The organism is Aliivibrio sp. S3MY1 (assembly GCF_028765575.1).
GTDB lineage: Bacteria > Pseudomonadota > Gammaproteobacteria > Enterobacterales > Vibrionaceae > Aliivibrio.
Genome location: NZ_JARACO010000016.1, coordinates 74732 through 93361 on the forward strand (window position 1 = coordinate 74732; position 18630 = coordinate 93361).

The 18630-nt window shown below is 39.2% G+C and carries 20 protein-coding genes; 4 read left to right on the plus strand and 16 right to left on the minus strand.

Features of this window, described 5'->3' with window-relative positions:
- The first annotated feature begins 173 nt into the window (after positions 1 to 173).
- Genes minC through minE form a run of 3 tightly spaced genes read left to right on the plus strand, consistent with a single transcriptional unit; the run spans position 174 to position 1939 of the window.
- Positions 174 to 839 carry a septum site-determining protein MinC gene (minC, locus tag PVK62_RS11780; RefSeq protein WP_274443876.1) on the plus strand — a complete coding sequence of 222 codons (666 nt, stop codon included), beginning with the start codon at positions 174 to 176 and terminating at the stop codon, positions 837 to 839.
- A gap of 24 nt (positions 840 to 863) precedes the next feature.
- The gene (minD, locus tag PVK62_RS11785; protein ID WP_274443877.1) at positions 864 to 1676 is read left to right on the plus strand and encodes a septum site-determining protein MinD; all 813 of its coding nucleotides are present in this window, start codon (positions 864 to 866) and stop codon (positions 1674 to 1676) included.
- A gap of 2 nt (positions 1677 to 1678) precedes the next feature.
- Positions 1679 to 1939 carry a cell division topological specificity factor MinE gene (gene minE, locus PVK62_RS11790; RefSeq protein WP_274443878.1) on the plus strand — a complete coding sequence of 87 codons (261 nt, stop codon included), beginning with the start codon at positions 1679 to 1681 and terminating at the stop codon, positions 1937 to 1939.
- A gap of 117 nt (positions 1940 to 2056) precedes the next feature.
- On the opposite strand, the gene rnd is transcribed toward minE, so the two are convergent.
- The 7 genes from rnd to PVK62_RS11825 form a co-directional block, all read right to left on the minus strand.
- Positions 2057 to 3178 carry a ribonuclease D gene (gene rnd, locus PVK62_RS11795; RefSeq protein ID WP_274443879.1) on the minus strand — a complete coding sequence of 374 codons (1122 nt, stop codon included), beginning with the start codon at positions 3176 to 3178 and terminating at the stop codon, positions 2057 to 2059.
- Between the two features lie 143 nt (positions 3179 to 3321).
- Entirely contained in the window at positions 3322 to 5004 is a 1683-nt protein-coding gene (gene fadD / locus PVK62_RS11800) for a long-chain-fatty-acid--CoA ligase FadD (RefSeq protein WP_274449409.1), read from the minus strand.
- Between the two features lie 184 nt (positions 5005 to 5188).
- Positions 5189 to 6058 (minus strand): alpha/beta fold hydrolase, encoded by an 870-nt coding sequence (locus PVK62_RS11805; RefSeq protein WP_274443881.1) that lies wholly within the window; start codon positions 6056 to 6058, stop codon positions 5189 to 5191.
- Between the two features lie 5 nt (positions 6059 to 6063).
- Complete coding sequence (locus tag PVK62_RS11810; RefSeq protein ID WP_274443882.1) at positions 6064 to 6612, minus strand: Slp family lipoprotein; 549 nt, start codon at positions 6610 to 6612, stop codon at positions 6064 to 6066.
- A gap of 23 nt (positions 6613 to 6635) precedes the next feature.
- On the minus strand, positions 6636 to 6950 hold the full coding sequence (locus tag PVK62_RS11815) for a chromosome partitioning protein ParA (protein ID WP_274443883.1): 315 nt from the start codon (positions 6948 to 6950) through the stop codon (positions 6636 to 6638).
- Between the two features lie 56 nt (positions 6951 to 7006).
- Positions 7007 to 7708, minus strand: coding sequence for a tRNA (adenosine(37)-N6)-threonylcarbamoyltransferase complex dimerization subunit type 1 TsaB (gene tsaB / locus PVK62_RS11820; protein WP_274443884.1), 702 nt, complete (start codon positions 7706 to 7708; stop codon positions 7007 to 7009).
- A 7-nt stretch (positions 7709 to 7715) separates the two neighbouring features.
- Entirely contained in the window at positions 7716 to 9677 is a 1962-nt protein-coding gene (locus PVK62_RS11825; RefSeq protein WP_274443885.1) for an ATP-dependent DNA helicase, read from the minus strand.
- A gap of 211 nt (positions 9678 to 9888) precedes the next feature.
- On the opposite strand from PVK62_RS11825, the gene purU reads away from it, so the two are divergent.
- Positions 9889 to 10722 carry a formyltetrahydrofolate deformylase gene (purU, locus tag PVK62_RS11830; RefSeq protein WP_274443886.1) on the plus strand — a complete coding sequence of 278 codons (834 nt, stop codon included), beginning with the start codon at positions 9889 to 9891 and terminating at the stop codon, positions 10720 to 10722.
- 77 nt (positions 10723 to 10799) lie between these two features.
- Here the strand turns inward: purU and PVK62_RS11835 are convergent, their stop codons facing one another.
- From PVK62_RS11835 to PVK62_RS11875, 9 genes are all read right to left on the minus strand, one after another.
- The gene (locus PVK62_RS11835) at positions 10800 to 11597 is read right to left on the minus strand and encodes an alpha/beta fold hydrolase (protein ID WP_274443887.1); all 798 of its coding nucleotides are present in this window, start codon (positions 11595 to 11597) and stop codon (positions 10800 to 10802) included.
- A 128-nt stretch (positions 11598 to 11725) separates the two neighbouring features.
- Positions 11726 to 12598 carry a hypothetical protein gene (locus tag PVK62_RS11840; RefSeq protein ID WP_274443889.1) on the minus strand — a complete coding sequence of 291 codons (873 nt, stop codon included), beginning with the start codon at positions 12596 to 12598 and terminating at the stop codon, positions 11726 to 11728.
- Positions 12595 to 13737: a beta-ketoacyl synthase N-terminal-like domain-containing protein gene (locus PVK62_RS11845; RefSeq protein WP_274443891.1), complete on the minus strand. Its 1143-nt coding sequence runs from the start codon at positions 13735 to 13737 to the stop codon at positions 12595 to 12597. The genes PVK62_RS11840 and PVK62_RS11845 overlap by 4 nt, the downstream gene beginning before the upstream one ends.
- A 5-nt stretch (positions 13738 to 13742) precedes the next feature.
- Positions 13743 to 14012, minus strand: a complete 270-nt coding sequence (locus PVK62_RS11850) for an acyl carrier protein (RefSeq protein ID WP_274443892.1) — start codon at positions 14010 to 14012, stop codon at positions 13743 to 13745.
- Positions 14009 to 15175: an ABC transporter permease gene (locus PVK62_RS11855; RefSeq protein ID WP_274443893.1), complete on the minus strand. Its 1167-nt coding sequence runs from the start codon at positions 15173 to 15175 to the stop codon at positions 14009 to 14011. Before PVK62_RS11855 ends, PVK62_RS11850 begins: the two co-directional genes overlap by 4 nt.
- Complete coding sequence (locus PVK62_RS11860) at positions 15168 to 16091, minus strand: ABC transporter ATP-binding protein (protein WP_274443894.1); 924 nt, start codon at positions 16089 to 16091, stop codon at positions 15168 to 15170. Before PVK62_RS11860 ends, PVK62_RS11855 begins: the two co-directional genes overlap by 8 nt.
- Positions 16091 to 17107 (minus strand): BtrH N-terminal domain-containing protein, encoded by a 1017-nt coding sequence (locus PVK62_RS11865; protein ID WP_274443895.1) that lies wholly within the window; start codon positions 17105 to 17107, stop codon positions 16091 to 16093. The genes PVK62_RS11860 and PVK62_RS11865 overlap by 1 nt, the downstream gene beginning before the upstream one ends.
- 13 nt (positions 17108 to 17120) lie before the next feature.
- Positions 17121 to 17534, minus strand: a complete 414-nt coding sequence (locus tag PVK62_RS11870; protein WP_122033880.1) for a hypothetical protein — start codon at positions 17532 to 17534, stop codon at positions 17121 to 17123.
- Positions 17534 to 18630, minus strand: a 1097-nt coding sequence (locus PVK62_RS11875) for a beta-ketoacyl-ACP synthase III (RefSeq protein WP_274449410.1), incomplete at its 5' end; no start/stop codon positions are given. The genes PVK62_RS11875 and PVK62_RS11870, both read right to left, overlap by 1 nt.

Below are 18630 nucleotides of genomic sequence, written 5' to 3' on the forward strand. Positions count from 1 at the left end.
ATTTTAAAAAGGGTTGATCTTGCTCTCAACTTATAACATGTAAACAATGTCTATTTGATGAGAGCCTTACTAAAAAGTACACTTAAGACAAGAAGATAACTTGCTGTGCAGTCAAACTGACTATAACATGGTATCAGATTTGTGGTATTAAATTTATCAAGATACAGAATAGTATGACAAAAACAGCCGATTTAAAGGGCAGTAATTTCACCCTTTCAGTATTACATTTACCTAATGATGACGTACATCTGGCATTAGCTATGCTTGAAGAAAAAGTAGCGAAAGCGCCTTCTTTTTTTGCTTCTGCGCCTGTTGTTGTTAACATTGAAAATGTATCAAATGAAATTAACTTTGTTGAGCTAAAATCTGGTGTCGAACGCACTGGTATGATCCCAGTTGGGATCACAGGCTGCAAAGATAAAGAAAAACAAGCTCAGGCCACTGCAGCAGGGTTTGCTGTGATGACCTCATTTACACCTCAACAAGTAACACAAAAAGCCAATATGCAGCCAACGAAAGTGGTTAGAACCCCTATTCGTTCTGGTCAGCAAGTGTATGCAAAAGATGCCGACCTTGTGATATTAAATCACGTAAGCCCAGGAGCGGAAGTCATTGCAGATGGTAGTATACATATACATGGAACCTTGCGAGGCAGAGCAATTGCTGGTGCGAGTGGCCAAACAGAAGCAAAAGTATTCTGTAAAAATTTACAAGCTGAGCTAATTTCTATCGCTGGTAATTATTGGTTAAGCGACCAAATTGACAAAGAGTATTGGCATCAAAATGTCATGATCACTATGGTCGAAGACCGTATTCAAGTCGATACCCTAACGTTATAGCACAACATAAAAGGAATAATAAAAATGGCACGTATTGTCGTTGTGACTTCAGGCAAAGGTGGTGTGGGTAAAACTACGTCTAGCTCTGCTATTGCATCCGGTCTTGCATTAGCTGGCAAGAAAACCGCGGTCATCGATTTTGATATTGGTTTGCGTAACCTTGATTTAATCATGGGTTGTGAGCGTCGCGTTGTTTATGATTTTGTAAATGTAATCAATGGTGAAGCGACATTAAATCAAGCGTTAATAAAGGATAAACGTGTTGGTAATCTATTTATTTTACCTGCATCTCAAACGCGTGATAAAGACGCTCTGACAAAAGAAGGGGTACGACAAGTTCTTGATGATCTTATTGAAATGAATTTTGATTTTATCATCTGTGATTCTCCTGCAGGTATTGAAGCCGGTGCACTTATGGCTCTATATTTTGCCGATGAAGCTGTTATTACTACAAACCCTGAGGTCTCTTCTGTTCGTGACTCTGACCGTATTCTGGGTATCTTAGATTCAAAATCACGTCGAGCAGAAGAATCTTTAGAGCCTGTAAAACAACATTTATTACTCACACGTTACTGCCCAGCCCGTGTAAATCAAGGCGAAATGCTAAGTGTGGAGGATGTTGAAGAAATCTTAAATATTCCACTACTGGGAGTAATTCCAGAGAGTCAATCAGTACTAAACGCATCAAACAAAGGCGTTCCCGTGATTTTTGATGAAGAATCAACCGCGGGTGCTGCATATCAAGATACTGTCGATCGCTTATTAGGCAAAGAAGTATCATTCCGCTTCTTAGAAGAAGAGAAAAAAGGCATCTTTAAACGACTATTTGGAGGGTAAGCATGGCATTGCTTGAGTTTTTTAGAACACCAAAAAAAGACACTGCTAACATAGCTAAGGAAAGACTACAGATCATCGTTGCAGAACGTCGTAATGGCGGTCCTGCTCCTTCATATTTACCGCAGCTAAAAGAAGATATTCTTAAAGTGATCAGTAAATATGTAAACGTCACTCCTGAAATGGTAACGGTATCTCTTGAACAAAAAGAAGAAGACCTATCAGTTTTAGAACTAAACGTGACGCTTCCAGAAGACGACCATTAATATTTAGATTAAGCACCGCGCTTATAATATTAAAAAAAGGTGACTATTAATAGTCACCTTTTTAGTAAGTAAGCAATAATACCAATTCCAGTAATTACCTAATGAATTACATTGATATTACTTTTCAAGCACAGACATAAATCGAGCTTCTAATAAATCACCACGCCAACCGTTTAATGCTTCCGGTTTGAATTCTGGCGCAGAATTTTTCTTCCACTTCCAAGAAAGTAACTGATTTAATTGCTTTTTAGACGATAGAAATTCAGGCATTAAACCAGATTGCTCTGAAGCTAATTTCACTTCATCTTTCAATAGCTTAAAAATCTGCTTATAGCCTGGGTAATCCATTAATCGAGAGATCTCTTTTGGATATTCTGCGGGATCTAAATCATCAGCTAAATAAGTAAAGCGTAATAGCTTACCACCATGACGTTGAACTTCTCTTGGGTCAAAACCCTCTTTTAACATTTGCTCTTTGCTACGCAAACCAAAACGCGCTAACTTCCATAAACTTAATTCATGAACAACAAAGTTAACTGCTAAATCACGCTTTCTAGCTTCTTCTAAACGCCATTTCGCGGCCATTTTCAATATTGCTAATTGCTTAGGGTTTAACTGCCATGCATTTTTAATGTCTAAATACGCTTTTTCAGCATCTGGCTGCTTTTCACGTTTTTTTACTGCTAGTTCAGATTCTTGATAGGCTGCAGCTTCCCACTGTGTTTCTGCTAATTCTGCTTTTAGCTTTTCAAACATAGGTAATAAGTAGTGCACATCTGCTGCGGCATAGTTAAGCTGTTTTTCAGATAATGGACGCGCCATCCAATCTGTTCGAGCTTCACCTTTATCTAGATCGACACCTAAATAATCCGACACCAATTTCGCAAAGCCCGTAGATAAACCATAACCCAGGAATGCGGCCATGATTTGAGTATCTATCATCGGCGTAGGCATACAGCCTGCGTAGTGTTGGAACACTTCTAAATCTTCACCACAAGCATGAAGAACTTTAGTCACTGATTCGTTTTTTAATAAATCCCAAAGTGGGGTTAAATCATCAATTTCAACCGGATCAACCAATGCTAATGTTTCACCATCAAACATTTGAATCAAACCTAAACGTGCATATAGCGTTCTTGTGCGTACAAATTCAGTATCTAACATTAGAAATGGTTTATGACTTGCTTGCTGACAGATCTCAGCTAAACGTTGACTCTGTTTAACGATTTCAAATTCCACTGTTCTTCCTTAAAAAAATCGGTAAGGCAAGATAGCTTAACCTCAATAAAAACTAAGCTATCTTGTCTCTATTATTTATATTTATTATAAAAATAATGCCAGCGATTAAGCTGGCATTATCGTGTTTTTACATTGTAACCAAATTACGCGTTTTCTTCTGCTTTATATTCATCTCGCAGTTCACGACGCAAAATTTTACCTACGTTTGTTTTTGGAAGCTCATCTCTAAACTCAACAATACGTGGGATTTTATAACCAGTTAAATGCTTACGGCAGTGAGCAATAAGTTCATCTTTAGTAAGACTAGGATCACGCTTAACAACACAAATACGAACCACTTCACCCGATGTTGGATGAGGTTTACCAACAGCTGCAACTTCTAACACTTTCCCATGAAGCGCAACGACATCTTCAATCTCATTTGGATACACGTTAAAACCTGAAACTAAGATCATGTCTTTTTTACGATCAACAATGTGTAGGAAGCCTTCTTCATCAAATTTAACGATGTCGCCTGTACTTACCCAACCATCATCAGTGATCATATCTTTCGTTGCTTCAGCACGGTTCCAATAGCCTTTCATCACTTGAGGACCACGAACTTGAAGCTCACCAATTTGATCATTAGCAACGACATTACCTTCTTCATCAACCATACGAACTTCAGTTGATGGGACAGGTAAGCCAATAGACCCATTGTATGAGGTTAAGTTATGAGGATATGCTGCAACCAATGGTGAACATTCAGTCAAACCATAGCCTTCCAGTAAGTAACAGCCAGTGTGTTGCTGCCATTTTTCAGCAACCGCACGTTGCACGGCCATACCTCCGCCAACAGATAAGCGAAGATTGCTAAAATCTAACTCATGGAAATCTTCGTTGTTCACTAAAGCATTAAACAGCGTATTTACGCCAGTAATTGCAGTGAATGGGTATTTTTGTAGTTCTTTAATAAAACCTGGAATATCACGAGGGTTAGTAATAAGTAAGTTACGACCGCCCATTTCAATAAACAGTAAGCAGTTTACGGTTAATGCAAAGACATGATACAAAGGCAATGCGGTAACAATAAGCTCGCGACCTTCTGTCAGCACAGGACCGTAAGCCCCTTTTGCCTGCATTACGTTAGCAATCATATTACGGTGAGTCAGCATTGCGCCTTTTGCTACGCCTGTAGTGCCGCCAGTGTATTGTAGAAAGGCTAAGTCCTGACTATCAATAAATGGCTTGATGTATTGCATTCTACGGCCTTTACGCAATGCATTACGCATAGAAGTCGCATGAGGAAGATCGTACTTTGGTACCATTTTCTTCACGTACTTAACAACGAAGTTTACAATAGTGCCTTTCGCACGAGGTAATTGCTCACCTAGGTTCGTTAAAATCACGTGTTTAACTGGCGTGTTATCGACTACTTCTTCTAGCGTACTAGCAAAGTTTGAGACAATTACGATTGCCGCCGCACCAGAATCATTCAACTGATGCTCTAATTCACGTGGTGTATAAAGTGGATTAACGTTTACCGCTACCATACCTGCACGTAATACCCCAAACAGTGCAATAGGATATTGCAATAAGTTCGGCATCATTAAAGCAACTCGGTCACCTTTTTTCAGTTTAAGTTCATTTTGTAAGTAAGCAGCAAAAGCACGACTGCGCTCTTCTAACTTACGAAATGTCATTACTGACCCCATATTGATAAATGCAGGCTGATCGGCATATTTATGAACCGATTGCTCAAACATATCAACCAATGAACTGTATTGGTCTGGGTTTATTTCTGCTGGTACGTCTTCTGGGTAACGTGAAAGCCAAACTTTATCCACGCTTTTCTCCTATTCTATATACGATTCATTGCTCTTTTAGCAATAACTCAATAACAGTGATCAATATCACTTTTGATGAGTAGACTATTTACTCTACAAGTATAGTCAACTATTTTTATTCTCAATTATTCATTCGATGCTTATTTGACCATAAATATGGATTTTTTTTAAATATGTGAAGCAGTTATGTGGTTATTTTGTTAATCAGAACACCAATATAATGGCTCACTTGATCTGGGTGTTCTAAATGGCAGTGGTGACCACCCTCTATTTTAAAACATTCAAAATTGGAAATATGACAATATCGATGGGTTTTCTGCTTTAAATGCCCATACCCCTCACTGCCAATAACCGCAACAACTGGGCATTCAATCTTCGAAAGTAACGATAAAGCATGATCTTCACTCATTCGATAAAGTGAATCACATTTCACTTTCGCATCCGTTGTCCATTCCACATGTTCAGATGATATTGTTAATGAACGAGTGACCATTGGCTCTATTAGTAACTCAGGTAACTGATTCACTTTTGATCGCAACTCAATCGCCGCTTGCTTATCTTTTAATGTTCGTTGAGGCTTATTACGATACCGCTGGCGACTTAGGATCCCTTGGCGTAATCGCTCAGTGATTTTATCTTCATCTTCACTCAATGGGCCTAATGCTTCAATCATCATAAGTGCAGACACTTTTTCAGGAAAAACAGCACAATAAGCACTCGCGATTAAAGCACCTAATGAATGCCCAACTAACACTACATTTTCTAATTTTGTCTGAAGTATTATCTGGTGAAGATCATCAATATAGTCAAAGAAGTGATAAAAATTATCATTCCCTTTATGGCTTGATAGCCCGTGACCAAACCAATCTATCGCGATTAAATGATGAAATGGCTGTTGTTTTGTGTAAGCTTCCATCGTTGTTTTAAACGTGGCCGCATTATCTTGCCAACCATGTAAAAATAATATCGTTTGATGGATCTCTTTTGGTTTAATTTCCATCATGGCCACTGTGCCATGGTGAAGGTCAATACTTGATTGTTGAAATAAACTCATACTGGTTATTTTACTTCCTGTACGACTTTCCCACGTCGGCTTTCAATACTACGCTGATGCAGACATCGGCTGCCAGTACACGGCATATAGCTCATATTGAAATCATTGGTCACGACGTATTCTTGCACTTGCCATAAATGAATAGAAGCCCCCGTTATAACAGGGAAAGAGTAAAGAAAATCACCAACATTGGCCTTTTCAATTCCATTTGATTGGCCTAAGACCGTAATTAATCGGCCTTTTGCATAAGTCACCGGATCGATAAACCCATCAAAATAAACCACAAATCGACCATTAGGTTCTTGAGCTATATCTGGTTTTCCAGCAGAAGAAATGGGTAGGTTCACCACTTCAATGCGAGTGGTCGTTTTTAAGTTATCAATACGAGCCACAACCCCACCTAAACGTACTTCGCTTAGTCGGCTATGTTCAGCAGCTGCTGAAAAAACACTGTATTTCGTAATAACTGCCGCTTGAGATGATTCTAATTCTGTCGGAAGTGAGCTACAACCTGCAAGTAATAACGTAAATAGAAAGCACAATGTCTGTTTCATATTAATCCTTTTCATAACTGAAGCTAGATATAGAGATCGACACCGACGAGCTGAGCAAGTTCCTCTCTACGCTTTTGCAGCATAATATCCATATACTCCTCCATTGCTTTACGATTCCCCCCTTCAGGCAAATCGTATTGCAATCGAGAATTAGCATACTCTGAAGCATTTAGCTGCTTTACTTGATTCGTAACTGCTGTAGCCACTTTGGACGGCTGAGCAACCATGGCTGTACTGCCATTAGCTTTCTTAATCCGATTATTCTTTCCAACGGCTTGCTGCTTTTGTACTTTTTGATTCTGTACTAATGCTGGCGGTAGCCCATGAATTGATACCATTGTGACCTTTCTTAATTGATTAATAAACGGAGTTCATCACTCCGCTGATTTAAAAATTATTCGCGACCTGGTAGCTTTTTCCAAGTCACCGTATCACGAACATAAACAGGGGTCGATTCTTCTGCTGGCAACGCCAACCCTTGCTCGAATTTTTGTTGTGCCAAAAACGCGATATCTTCAGCATCAGGATAAAGTATCTCTGAGGCTTTGCGCTCTAATGGTAATTCAACTAACGCTTCCGTATACGCATCCCAACCTGTGCCTACGGTTAACCATTCACCTGATTGTTCTGGTAAATACGTTAATAACGCTTCTGGCTTAAACACCGCTTCTGCAACATTATAAGTCCAGGTTGCATCATCATTACGTTGATACATACCAAAATAAACTTCACCCATACGTGCATCAATCGCCGCTGCCACTTGCCCTGCACCATGAACTCGGTAACCTGCTTGCGCCATTGCTTCTAATGTTGAAATACCTATCATAGGTAAATCGGCACCAAACGCTAAACCTTGAGCAATACCAATACCAATACGAACACCGGTAAAGCTACCTGGGCCTTGACCAAATGCAAGAGCATCTAAATCTTGTAAGCGCACACCCGCTTCTTTTAATACTTCATCAACAAATGGAAGTACTTTAATCGTGTGTTCACGCGGTGCCACTGCACGTCGAGAATAGACTTTCCCATCAGCAATCAGTGTGACAGAACAGTTTTCAGTGGCGGTATCTACCGCTAAAATATTTGCGCTCATTAATGCCTCAATTTTCTAAAATGGCTTCTTGTTTTTCTGATTCATTTTCATCGGTCTGATTGGCTTTTGCCAAAAATTCAGACACATTACGTAAATCTCGTGTGCGTGGTATCGGTGGTAAACTTTGCAAGAACGTAGAACCATAAGGTCGAGTAACCAAACGATTATCACAAATAACCAATACCCCTTTATCTTTAGTATCTCGAATAAGACGTCCAACACCTTGCTTTAAGGTGATCACAGCATCTGGTATCTGTACTTGTGAAAATGCATCACCACCACTCAATTGACAATCTTCAATTCGAGCTTTTAGTAATGGATCATCCGGTGCTGTAAAAGGAAGTTTGTCTATGATAACACAGCTTAGCGCGTCACCTCTAACATCGATACCTTCCCAAAAAGCTCCGGTTGCAACCAATAATGCATTGCCGAGCTCCATAAACTCAGACAATAATTTTTGCTTTGTCGTTTCACCTTGAACTAACACCGGTAAATCGAGAGTTTGTCTAAATTGCTCCGCCAGATCTCGCATCATTTGGTGCGAAGTACACAAGAAAAAACAGCGTCCATTATTTTGTTTAATCACGGGCTGTAATAACTCAACTAACTTATCCGCAATGCCATGACTGTTTGGTTCAGGTAAAAATCGAGGAACACACAGTAATGCTTGGGTTTGATAATCAAACGGACTTGGCAGAGAAAATTGTTTTGTCGGCTCTAACCCTAAGCGTTGGGTAAAATGAGAAAAGTCATCATTTACCGCTAACGTTGCAGACGTAAAAATCCAAGCACCTTCTTTATCTGCCACTTGCTCTTTAAATTTATCAGCCACAGATAATGGCGTAATATTCAAACTAAAATGACGTGGCGTACATTCATACCAATAGGAATAACCACCAATAGTGGTATCACAAACACGCTCAAGACGTTTCTTCAATAAAGCACAACGATCAAAAGCCGCATCCAATAATTGACTGCGCCCTAGTGCGAGCTTTAATACATCATGAGCTAATTCAAATGCATCATTGATTCGAACTATTTCGCGTTGAACCGCTTGTGATTTGATCGCTTCTCGCCAGTTACCTCTAAAATTGGTATCACCTAGAATAATACGAAGATCCATTGCAGAACCCGCTAGACGCTCTGCTACTTTTTGTAACTGACGCATGTCTTTCGCTTCGGTGCGATAACCAATTTCGATATCTTTGGCTAATTCAGTTAACTGGCGACTAGATAGGTTTTGACCAAAATATTGGCTCGCAATATCTGGTAACTGATGCGCTTCATCAAAAATAAAAATGTCCGCTTCTGGAATTAACTCACCAAAACCAGTCTCTTTAATCGCTAAGTCCGCAAGAAATAGATGGTGATTGACAACAACAACATCTGCATCCATCGCTTTTTTACGCGCTTTAACCACAAAACACTCATCGAAACTTGGGCAATCCTTACCTAAGCAATTGTCATTCGTTGATGTTATCGCTGGGATGACAGGACTGTCTTCTGCAATCGCAGTGCAATCACCTAGATCTCCTGTTTTGGTTTCAGATGACCAAGCTCGTACTTTAACCAATTGGGTTAATAATTCAGGATCCGCTTGCGGAGTATGGCTTTCTATCAGTTGTTGATTTAGCCGCTCAGGGCATAAGTAATTTGAGCGCCCTTTTAATAACGCAACTTGACCATAAAAGCCCAACGACGACGTCATCAAAGGCAGATCACGATGAAATAACTGCTCTTGTAAGTTTTTAGAGCCTGTACTGATAATGGTTTTTTTGCCACTAACAAGAGCTGGAGCAAGATAAGCAAAGGTTTTCCCTGTCCCTGTCCCGGCTTCTACCACAAGTTGTGTGCCATTTTTAATCGCATCATGGACCGCATGAGCCATATCAAGCTGAGGTTGACGAGGTTGGAAACCAGGAATGGCTTTACCTAACGCGCCTGAAGAAGAAAAAATCTTGGCAATCATATCAACCTACATTACATCGTGAATTAAAAATAAGATTGGATTATGCCAAGATTTTTAAAGAAACTAAACGTTAAGTTTTAATAGCGCCTATTTACTGTTTTGTTTTTATTTAATCAAAAACACTTTACGAGGGCTCTATTTATAGGTACAAAAAGGAGTACTTTTTATATATAAATTTTTATTTGAACACTTTGTGATCACGAGAGATAAAATGGAAAAGAAAATACTACTAACGGATTGCCCTGATTCTCGTGGGCTAATAGCGAAAATAACCAACATTTGTTACAAGCATCAATTGAATATAGTTCACAATAATGAATATGTAGATAATGTCACTGGTCAATTCTTTATGAGAACGGAACTAGAGGGTATTTTCAATGATGAAACCTTCCTACTCGATATCGATCAAGCATTGCCAGAGGGTAGCCACCGAAAATTAGTCACTGAACCATGTAAAAAAGTGGTTATTCTAGTCACTAAAGAAGCACACTGTATTGGTGATATTCTGATCAAGGCTTATTCAGGTGCCATGAATATTGAAATTGCCGCAGTCATTGGTAACCACGATACCTTAGGTGGACTCATCGAAAAATTCGACATTCCATTCCATCATGTTTGTCATCAAGGGTTATCGCGTGAAGAGCATGAAGAAAAAATACTGGATGTGATTCACTCATACCAACCTGAATATGTCGTGCTAGCAAAGTACATGCGTGTATTAACCGCTAACTTTGTTGCCCAGTTTCCTAAAAAAATCATCAATATTCACCACAGCTTTTTACCGGCTTTTATTGGTGCAAAACCTTACCAACAAGCTTACGATCGTGGTGTCAAAATCATTGGGGCGACGGCTCACTTTGTAACAAATGATTTAGATGAAGGTCCTATCATTAAACAAGATGTTATCCCTGTTGATCATAACTTCAGTGCCGAAGATATGGCGATGGCCGGTCGTGATGTGGAAAAATCGGTATTAAGTAAGGCGTTAACTAAAGTCTTAAATGATCACGTCTTTGTATATGGTAACAAAACTGTCATTCTTTAATTCAGAACATGAGTTAGCGGATATAAAAACGGCGATCATAATGATCGCCGTTTTCTATTCAATTCTTTTGTTTGTTTCTATTGAGCTGTAATAAACTCTATCGCGTATTTATTGAATTCTTTTGGCCTATCAATATTACACACATGGCCACATTCTGGAATTTGCAATAACTGACTGTGTTTATGTACCGCTACCATCTCTTCTACTGGCTTCATAAATAAATAATCATTTGCTCCCATCACATACAGTGTAGGAATTGCTAATTCTTTATCTTTGAAATAACGCATCAGTGGATTCACATCAGCGGCTAGTTTAAACCAACGTTTAAACTCTTTCTGGCACAGTTTTTTAGCTTCACGGGTAAAGATATGACGTGATTCTTTTTGGCTTTTCTGTGGCATAACGACATAAGAGAACAGTTTATATAACCACATATAAGGCATGATATTTTTCGTCATATCTCCCATCTTAATTAAAAATTGAGAGCGAAAATTAAAACGCGTAATTGCCCCCGCTAACACCATAGAGCTTACTCTATCTTGTGCTAACTCGGCTAAATTACGAATAATAATGGTGCCTAACGACATGCCCACAAAATGTGCTGATTTAATATTAAGATGATCAAGTACATCAATAATATCTTGGCTTACCACTTTAAAAGAGTATTGCTTGTTCATGAATTCTTTAATTTTCGAGAAATTATTCGAACGTCCATGACCACGTAGATCAATTAGCAGAACATTAAAATTCTTTCTAAAAGCAGCGACTTGCTTAAACCATGTTGTCGAACTTCCACCCGCACCATGAACAAAAACAACCCACTTAGAGCTTGATTCATGTTCATAAGCTCTGTGGAATAATAAAGAATCAGACATCCATTCTACTTTAATAAAAAATATACATTGCGATGACTATATCACTTCAAGACAGCAATGAATATACATCACCTAATTTCCTGTCGTTGAGCTAACAAGATAAAATAAAGCCATACTAACTCATTGATTTATAGCTCTAAGGTTAGGGTTATTACTCTATATTTCCCTTCAAAGCCATCAATGAACAGTAAGCTCCCTCGTTGCTCTTCTATAAATAGATTCAAAGCATACAATTGATTGGTTTCGTAGAAATCACAAACCGGTTGGCAATCAAATAAATCACTAGGAACAACCTTCATAACACAAGTTATTAGATCATTTGAAACTCGTTGACCAAATGCGATATGTGTTGCAATGAAAGCTTTAGTCATTAATAAGGAAGTCACATATGCCAGTAATGATTGTTGGTTAAACTGTTGAGGTGATACATCAATTTTTGCTTTAGCGCCACTCTTACTCGCACTTAACAACATCCAATTTGATCCCTCGCCTATCACCCTATCTTCTGAAATATCTAAATAACCATGAGGATCATTAGATTGATCTACTCGCTCATCCACCCCGCCCAGCAATATGTTCTGTTCTTGTTGGGTTTTTAGACTAGCATCGGCTAATAACAATGCATTTTCAACCACAAATCCTTGCTGTGCTAGGTTTAGGTTTTTACTCTCAAGACCTAAAAATTTCGCAATGTAAAAACCAGCGGTATTACTTAATGAGTTAATGAAATCGACAGGCTTGGGGGGCATTTCTTCTACATAACGCTGCTGACACAATCGATTAAATACCGATAAGTTACCCTGACCTGAAATCATAAACAGCGCGGTATTTTTATCTAATTCTTGCTGCTCTTTAATACCAGAGACACCTAATAAACCGAGCTGAATAAAGCGATCAGTTCGACGAACAAAACTGGACGCCACTTTCTTACATTCTGCTTTTACATCAATATATTGGTCTTGTTTAATATTCACACTAGCAACGCAATGCACATACATCATACAACGTCCTTCTTCACAACAAGTGCATTATTGTTACCACCAAAACCAAAACAGTTCAGCAAAAACACCCCAGAGTCACACGAGATGCTTTCTTGTGTTGGGGTCCAGTTAATCTCGTCATCTTGGATTTCAAAGTTTGCCGTTTTAGGTATAAATCCGTCGTTAATGGCCTCCATCATTATCACCAACTCACTCACTCCGCAACTGCCTAACGTGTGACCAATATACGGCTTTAATGAAAATAAAGAGGGGGCTGTAGAAAACACTTGTTTCATGCCATTTATCTCTGCTAAATCACTTAGATTACTGGCTGTTCCGTGTGCCTTTACAGCAGTGATCTCCTCTTCGCTCATGTTACTGGCTTGCAGTGCATTCTTAATCACTTGAGCGATACCTGAACCATCCGGATTTACCCCTGTCACACTGTGTGTTTCACACTGACTACTGCCACCACAAAACTGCCAAGGTGATAGTTTGACATCATCACGACTCATCAACAGTGCGCCTAAGGCTTCTCCCAATAGCAATCCATCTCTGTTTGCATCAAAAGGCTTCGTTTGCTGCCCAGCCAATAATTGCATGGATACGAATCCCTCAAAAGAGTGAGAAGCGAACATTTCCATTCCAATGACCAGTGCATAATCAATGACACCCGCCTCCAACATCGTTGCCGCATCTAAGATAGCATTAGAGCTCGAAGTACAAGCGGTGTTGTAAGTGAGACTAAATGGATTTAAACCAAACTTAACTGCTAATTTATCGGCGTACACACCATTTCCGACTCGACTACCTGAAAACTGAGGAGGATGATTTTCTTTAATACTTGAACCAAGTGGGTGCATTAACGACATATCATTGGCGGCACAACCTAAAAACAGACCACAACGTTGGCGATCGTGTTCTGATATATTGTGAAGTTCAAACAAGGTGCTGATCAGTGTGTCCATATAAGGAATAGGATCAAACAGCTCCTCAAAATCACCATTATTCTGAATCGCGTAATAAGGCAACGTTTTGATCTGTTCAAATACATTCACTGATTTATCAACAGTAAGGTATTTGCCCGCTTTCATTAAATCCAATTGTTGTGTTTTATTGCCAAGTGCACTTAACACCTCGCCACCAAGTATCGTAATCATCGTTATTATTCTGGTTGTAGGTGATCAGCAAGGTGGTTAATCGTCGTTACAATACGGCGAAACTCTTTTGGGTCTACCAAACGTAGATTAAAGTGACGCTGCAATAACATCGAAATTTGCAGTCCATCTACTGAATCTAACTCTAAACCACTCTCATCAGAAAATAGCTCTACGTCATCTGCCAATTCATCTGCTGTGATTTCTTCTCTGTCACACTCTTCAAGGATCATATTTTTAAGTTTTATTTTGAATTCTGTATCTAACGACCCTTTCATGAACTTTTCCTTTGTTTATAAGTAAATACAATACTGGCAATCAATAGTGAAACCACGCCAAATAACGTCAATGCCATGACTTCATTAAGCACATCCATCACGCTTCCTCGACGTAAGAAAATATCTAAAAAACCTTCTAAGCCCCACGACATCGGAGAAATATTGGAGAAGGTTTGCATTGCTTCTGGCATCACAAACTTAGGCACCATGACACCACCAATCGCTCCTAATAAAATATTAATAATGCCGCCAATCGTCGTTGCTTGTTCAATACTATCAACCATGGTGGCAATCAAAATAGACAACCCAATCGCCGATAAGCTGAGTGATAATGAAACCAATATCAAACCCAAAACTGAACCTCCAATCGTTAACGGAGCCGCACCAAATAGAGGGACGATATACATACCAACGCTAATCATTAACCAGACTTGCACTTGATTTATCAGCATATAAGGCAATATTTTCCCACCAAACAAGGCCGCTAAGCTAAGATTCATGGTGCTTAATCTCATTAAGGTATTTTGTTTTCGCTCACTAATAAAAATGGTCGACATCGGAATAATGACAAAAAACAGGCCAAATACGATCCAAGAAGGCACACTTTGTTGAGTCGAGGTCGGTTTTTCATCTTGGGATAACTTGGCGTATTGGATCTCCATTAATGACGATTCATCAAAAGAGTTATCGACCCTTTCATCATCTAAAAAATCAAAGCTGTCTTGATTGGCTGAGTTCACTTCATCAAGTTTATTGCCCATCCAGCTGAGTGCTATTTGATTCTTGAAAATGGTAAGCAAAGATGGAGAAGTATCTGCTGCAACGCTGATCTGTAGTGGCAATTCGTTTTGATAAAAACCTTCAGGAATATCAATAATAAACTGCACCCCCTCTTCTTCAGGTGAACGATATTCATCAGAATCCAATGCATGTTTGGTTAATGTCGATATATTGGATAATTTATTTATTAATGCTTCACTACTGCTACTTTGATCGTTATCAACCAAGGCATACGTCATTAATGATTTATCTTCGTTCATCACATCTTTAAGCGCCAATGACATGATCAAGATAAACACTGCAGGCATAATGAACAATGCAGCTAACGCGTGTTTATCTCGACCTACCAATAAAAATTCTTTTATCAACATGGCTTTAAACATCGCTTCTTCCTTTTGATGTTAGATTGATAAACAGAGATTCAAGCGTGGTGGCGCCATAACGGATTTGTTTCACTTTGATGTGCTGTTGTTCTAATTCACTGATCACTTGAGCAACCAATGTGCTGCTTGAGTGATCTAATACTAAGGTCGTCGTATCAACTACGCTCACCCCCTCCAGATTCATCATAGACAGAGATAGCGATATCGATGAGTGAGGATAAAGATCTATAATCACTTGCTGACTCTCTTGATTATTAATCAATGAGGATATAGAGCCTTGCTTAACAATTTGACCCGCATTCATGATTGCTACGTCATCGCAGATTTTTTCAATCTCTGGCATATAGTGAGACGTGTAAATCACGGTTTTATTATCTGACTTATAGGCCTTAATTGTATCTAAAATTTCATTACGAGATTCAGGATCAATCCCCACTGTCGGCTCATCAAAAAACAGAACATCTGGGTTATTTAACAAACCAATCGCTATATTTAAACGGCGCTTTTGACCGCCAGATAAAGTGGATGATTTTTGATCCATCATGGCTGCAAGACGATTCGTTTCTACCGCATACGCTAAATTATCTTTTAAGGTTTTGCCTTTTATTTTTTGCACACCAGCAAAGAAGTTTAAGTTCTCTTTTACACTTAAATTCTCATAAAAAGCCAAACTTTGAGGGATCAAAGAGCAGCGCTGACGAATAGCCTTTAGATTCTTTTTTAACGGTAAATCAAAAAAAGAGATCTCTCCAGAATCAAACGACACTAAGCCATTCAAAATGGAGATCAGTGTGGTTTTTCCTGCTCCGTTAGGACCGAGCAAACCATAAATACTATTTGAGGGAATGGAGAGCGTTAAGTTATCTAACGCTTTCTTGTTACCATAGGATTTATTTAAGCCACTAATTTTGATCATTAAAACGCTCGCATTAATGATAAGTACAGCTGCTTTTCTTGCTCGGCAACTGATTCTAATTTTGCTGCAATAATATCAAATTCAATGGTTTTTTTATTTCGAGGACGGATCGCTTTGGCTATTAACAATGCAAACTCACGCCATTCATCACCAATCGCCGTCATCTCAATAGAAGCAGTTTTCAGCTTTTCGTTACGAATCAGCTCTGAGGCTTCTTGTAAAAAAGAGGCGTAGATATAACGAAAACCTGCCCCCCCCGTACCAATCTCTTCTTGCATACGAATGATATGGCCTAAAAATAACTTGGCATAATGCTCGTCTTTATTTTCTAATTGACGGATATGCTTAGCTAAAAAATGCATCCCTTTTAAGCCAGCAATAGGCACTGGCGTTTTCAGCATCGTTTTAGCGGTTTTCTTAATGCTTTTTTCAATCACACTAGGGTAATCAATCGAACTTGGAATATGCGTTGGGTAATACAATGAGCCTTTTGGTGCCATAACACCTTTAACAAAACGGGCTTTTTGTAGCGCTTTCTCTTCGGCTTCAACTAAGTGCTCAAAGACAGGATCACTGATTTGATAGGCTTTATCTTTTTTATCAACAACAATGAGATTGTGAGCATTAAAATGAAAACGCATCTCTTCTGGAAAATACGGCAACCAGAATACAGACGTTTGTGCGCCGACGATTTTACCCTGTTCAAGTAACTCATCTAATCGCTTGGTGCCTTGCTCTGGCTTTGAAAACTTCTCCAACTTCATCTTCAATCCGATGCTTTTTTGTAATCCCTTCATAATGGATTTAGGCATCGAACGATAGGCAATCAATGGCATACCGCTAAGTTTCACAAACGGAAGATAAGCAAACACTAAAGCACTTGATAAACCAAACACCATTGGCTCTGATAATGGCAAACCATGATGAGTAAGCATCGAAGACATGACACCACTCTCGCAGTGGGCATAGTGTTTGTGTTGATACTGGGTATTATTTTTTTTCAAGGTAGTGGTCATGAACACGCTTTATTTATTTTTTATTCGAAAGGTTAGGTAATTTAGTTAATTGCTTAACTGAAATACCTAATGCATCACTGTAGGCCGAAAGCTTAGCTGGCGATAACTTAGCAAACACCGATGGTGAAAAATGACGTTTAACTCGCCATTGAAACCAACCAACAGATTGCGCTAACACCATTAAATCCATACGCTGAGCAAACATATGATAATACAAAGAGGACTTTTCCCCTGTTCTTACCAAGTCATACGCGACTTGTGCTTGTCGTTCAAATTCATTTAAGGCTTGCTTAGTCACTTCTTCTTCTACTTCCCAACCGGTAGACGCGACCACTGAGTACTCGCCATTTTCATCGGTGGCATACACGGCTTTCGCATTATTAGCGTAGGTTGAAATATTATCTTGTGGGACTTTTTTAACTTCCATTAGACCACCTTCAATTGCATAAAGGCGGTAGAAAATCGTCCACTCTCAGGGACGTAACACAATAATATGTCACCCACTTTTAACTCACCAGAATGGAACAGCTCTTCTAACATAATATAAATCGAAGCAGAGCCTGTATTTCCTTTGCTTGGTAAATTAGTAAACCAGCGTTCTTGTGGAATATCACAGCCAGCCTCTAACATGCCTTGATACAGGCGATCACGGAAGTAACCTGATGAGTAATGAGGAACAAAATAGCTCACGTCATCTGCGTTCACTTTACCTTGCTCAACTAACTCTTTTAGCGGCTTAGTTACCGTGTATTCAACAATATTATCGTTCAGTTGTTTTACGTCTTGCTTAACTGAAAATATAGATTGATCTAACCACTCTTGAGAGCCGTATTCACGCCAGCCTTTTAAGCTGCCATCTGCTTGTTTTTCAGCACCTGCATACATACAAGCATCAAGCTCATTGGCGTAGGATTTTTGCATCATCCATTCAATTTCAAGGGAGATTGAATCGGCATTAGGTTGAGACGTTAATAGTGCAGCTCCCGCCCCATCACTTAACATCCAACGTAAGAAGTCTTTTTCAAAAGCAATCTCAGGTTGACGCTCTAGTTCATCCGCCACATTTTCAATTTCAGCTTCAAACGTATTGGCTCTCATCATCGCAGATGCATTTTCAGAACCTGTGACCACCGCATTATTACTTTGGCCGCTTAGAACCGACATATAGCCATATTTTAATGACATGGTACCGGACAAACAGATGCCTGATGTCGCAATCACTTCACAGCTAGGAATGCCAAGCTCACCATGCACCATTAATGCGTGATTAGGTAAAATTTGATCGGCAATCGTCGTACCACAGGCCAAAAGCTCTGTAGAATTAATATCAAAAGAGGTTGAATTGAGTTTTCTGATCGCTTCAGCGGTTAATTCTGTATTGGAATGCGTCGTTTCACCGGTAGCAGGATTAATTGCATAATAGCGCTGCTGAATTTTGTTGGAGCGCAAAATGAGATTTTTTGCACGAGAGGGACGCGAACCAACTTGTCCAAGAACGTTTTCGATTTCTTTATTACCAACGG

Coding starts and splice junctions, on each gene's coding strand:
- PVK62_RS11835 (WP_274443887.1), bottom strand. CDS start 11,597: ATGTCTGATTCTTTATTATTCCACAGAGCTTATGAACATGAATCAAGC.
- PVK62_RS11850 (WP_274443892.1), bottom strand. CDS start 14,012: ATGAAAGGGTCGTTAGATACAGAATTCAAAATAAAACTTAAAAATATG.
- PVK62_RS11865 (WP_274443895.1), bottom strand. CDS start 17,107: ATGACCACTACCTTGAAAAAAAATAATACCCAGTATCAACACAAACAC.
- PVK62_RS11845 (WP_274443891.1), bottom strand. CDS start 13,737: ATGATTACGATACTTGGTGGCGAGGTGTTAAGTGCACTTGGCAATAAA.
- tsaB (WP_274443884.1), bottom strand. CDS start 7,708: ATGAGCGCAAATATTTTAGCGGTAGATACCGCCACTGAAAACTGTTCT.
- PVK62_RS11825 (WP_274443885.1), bottom strand. CDS start 9,677: ATGATTGCCAAGATTTTTTCTTCTTCAGGCGCGTTAGGTAAAGCCATT.
- minD (WP_274443877.1), top strand. CDS start 864: ATGGCACGTATTGTCGTTGTGACTTCAGGCAAAGGTGGTGTGGGTAAA.
- purU (WP_274443886.1), top strand. CDS start 9,889: ATGGAAAAGAAAATACTACTAACGGATTGCCCTGATTCTCGTGGGCTA.
- PVK62_RS11815 (WP_274443883.1), bottom strand. CDS start 6,950: ATGGTATCAATTCATGGGCTACCGCCAGCATTAGTACAGAATCAAAAA.
- minE (WP_274443878.1), top strand. CDS start 1,679: ATGGCATTGCTTGAGTTTTTTAGAACACCAAAAAAAGACACTGCTAAC.
- PVK62_RS11855 (WP_274443893.1), bottom strand. CDS start 15,175: ATGTTTAAAGCCATGTTGATAAAAGAATTTTTATTGGTAGGTCGAGAT.
- PVK62_RS11810 (WP_274443882.1), bottom strand. CDS start 6,612: ATGAAACAGACATTGTGCTTTCTATTTACGTTATTACTTGCAGGTTGT.
- PVK62_RS11870 (WP_122033880.1), bottom strand. CDS start 17,534: ATGGAAGTTAAAAAAGTCCCACAAGATAATATTTCAACCTACGCTAAT.
- minC (WP_274443876.1), top strand. CDS start 174: ATGACAAAAACAGCCGATTTAAAGGGCAGTAATTTCACCCTTTCAGTA.
- PVK62_RS11840 (WP_274443889.1), bottom strand. CDS start 12,598: ATGATGTATGTGCATTGCGTTGCTAGTGTGAATATTAAACAAGACCAA.
- PVK62_RS11860 (WP_274443894.1), bottom strand. CDS start 16,091: ATGATCAAAATTAGTGGCTTAAATAAATCCTATGGTAACAAGAAAGCG.
- PVK62_RS11805 (WP_274443881.1), bottom strand. CDS start 6,058: ATGAGTTTATTTCAACAATCAAGTATTGACCTTCACCATGGCACAGTG.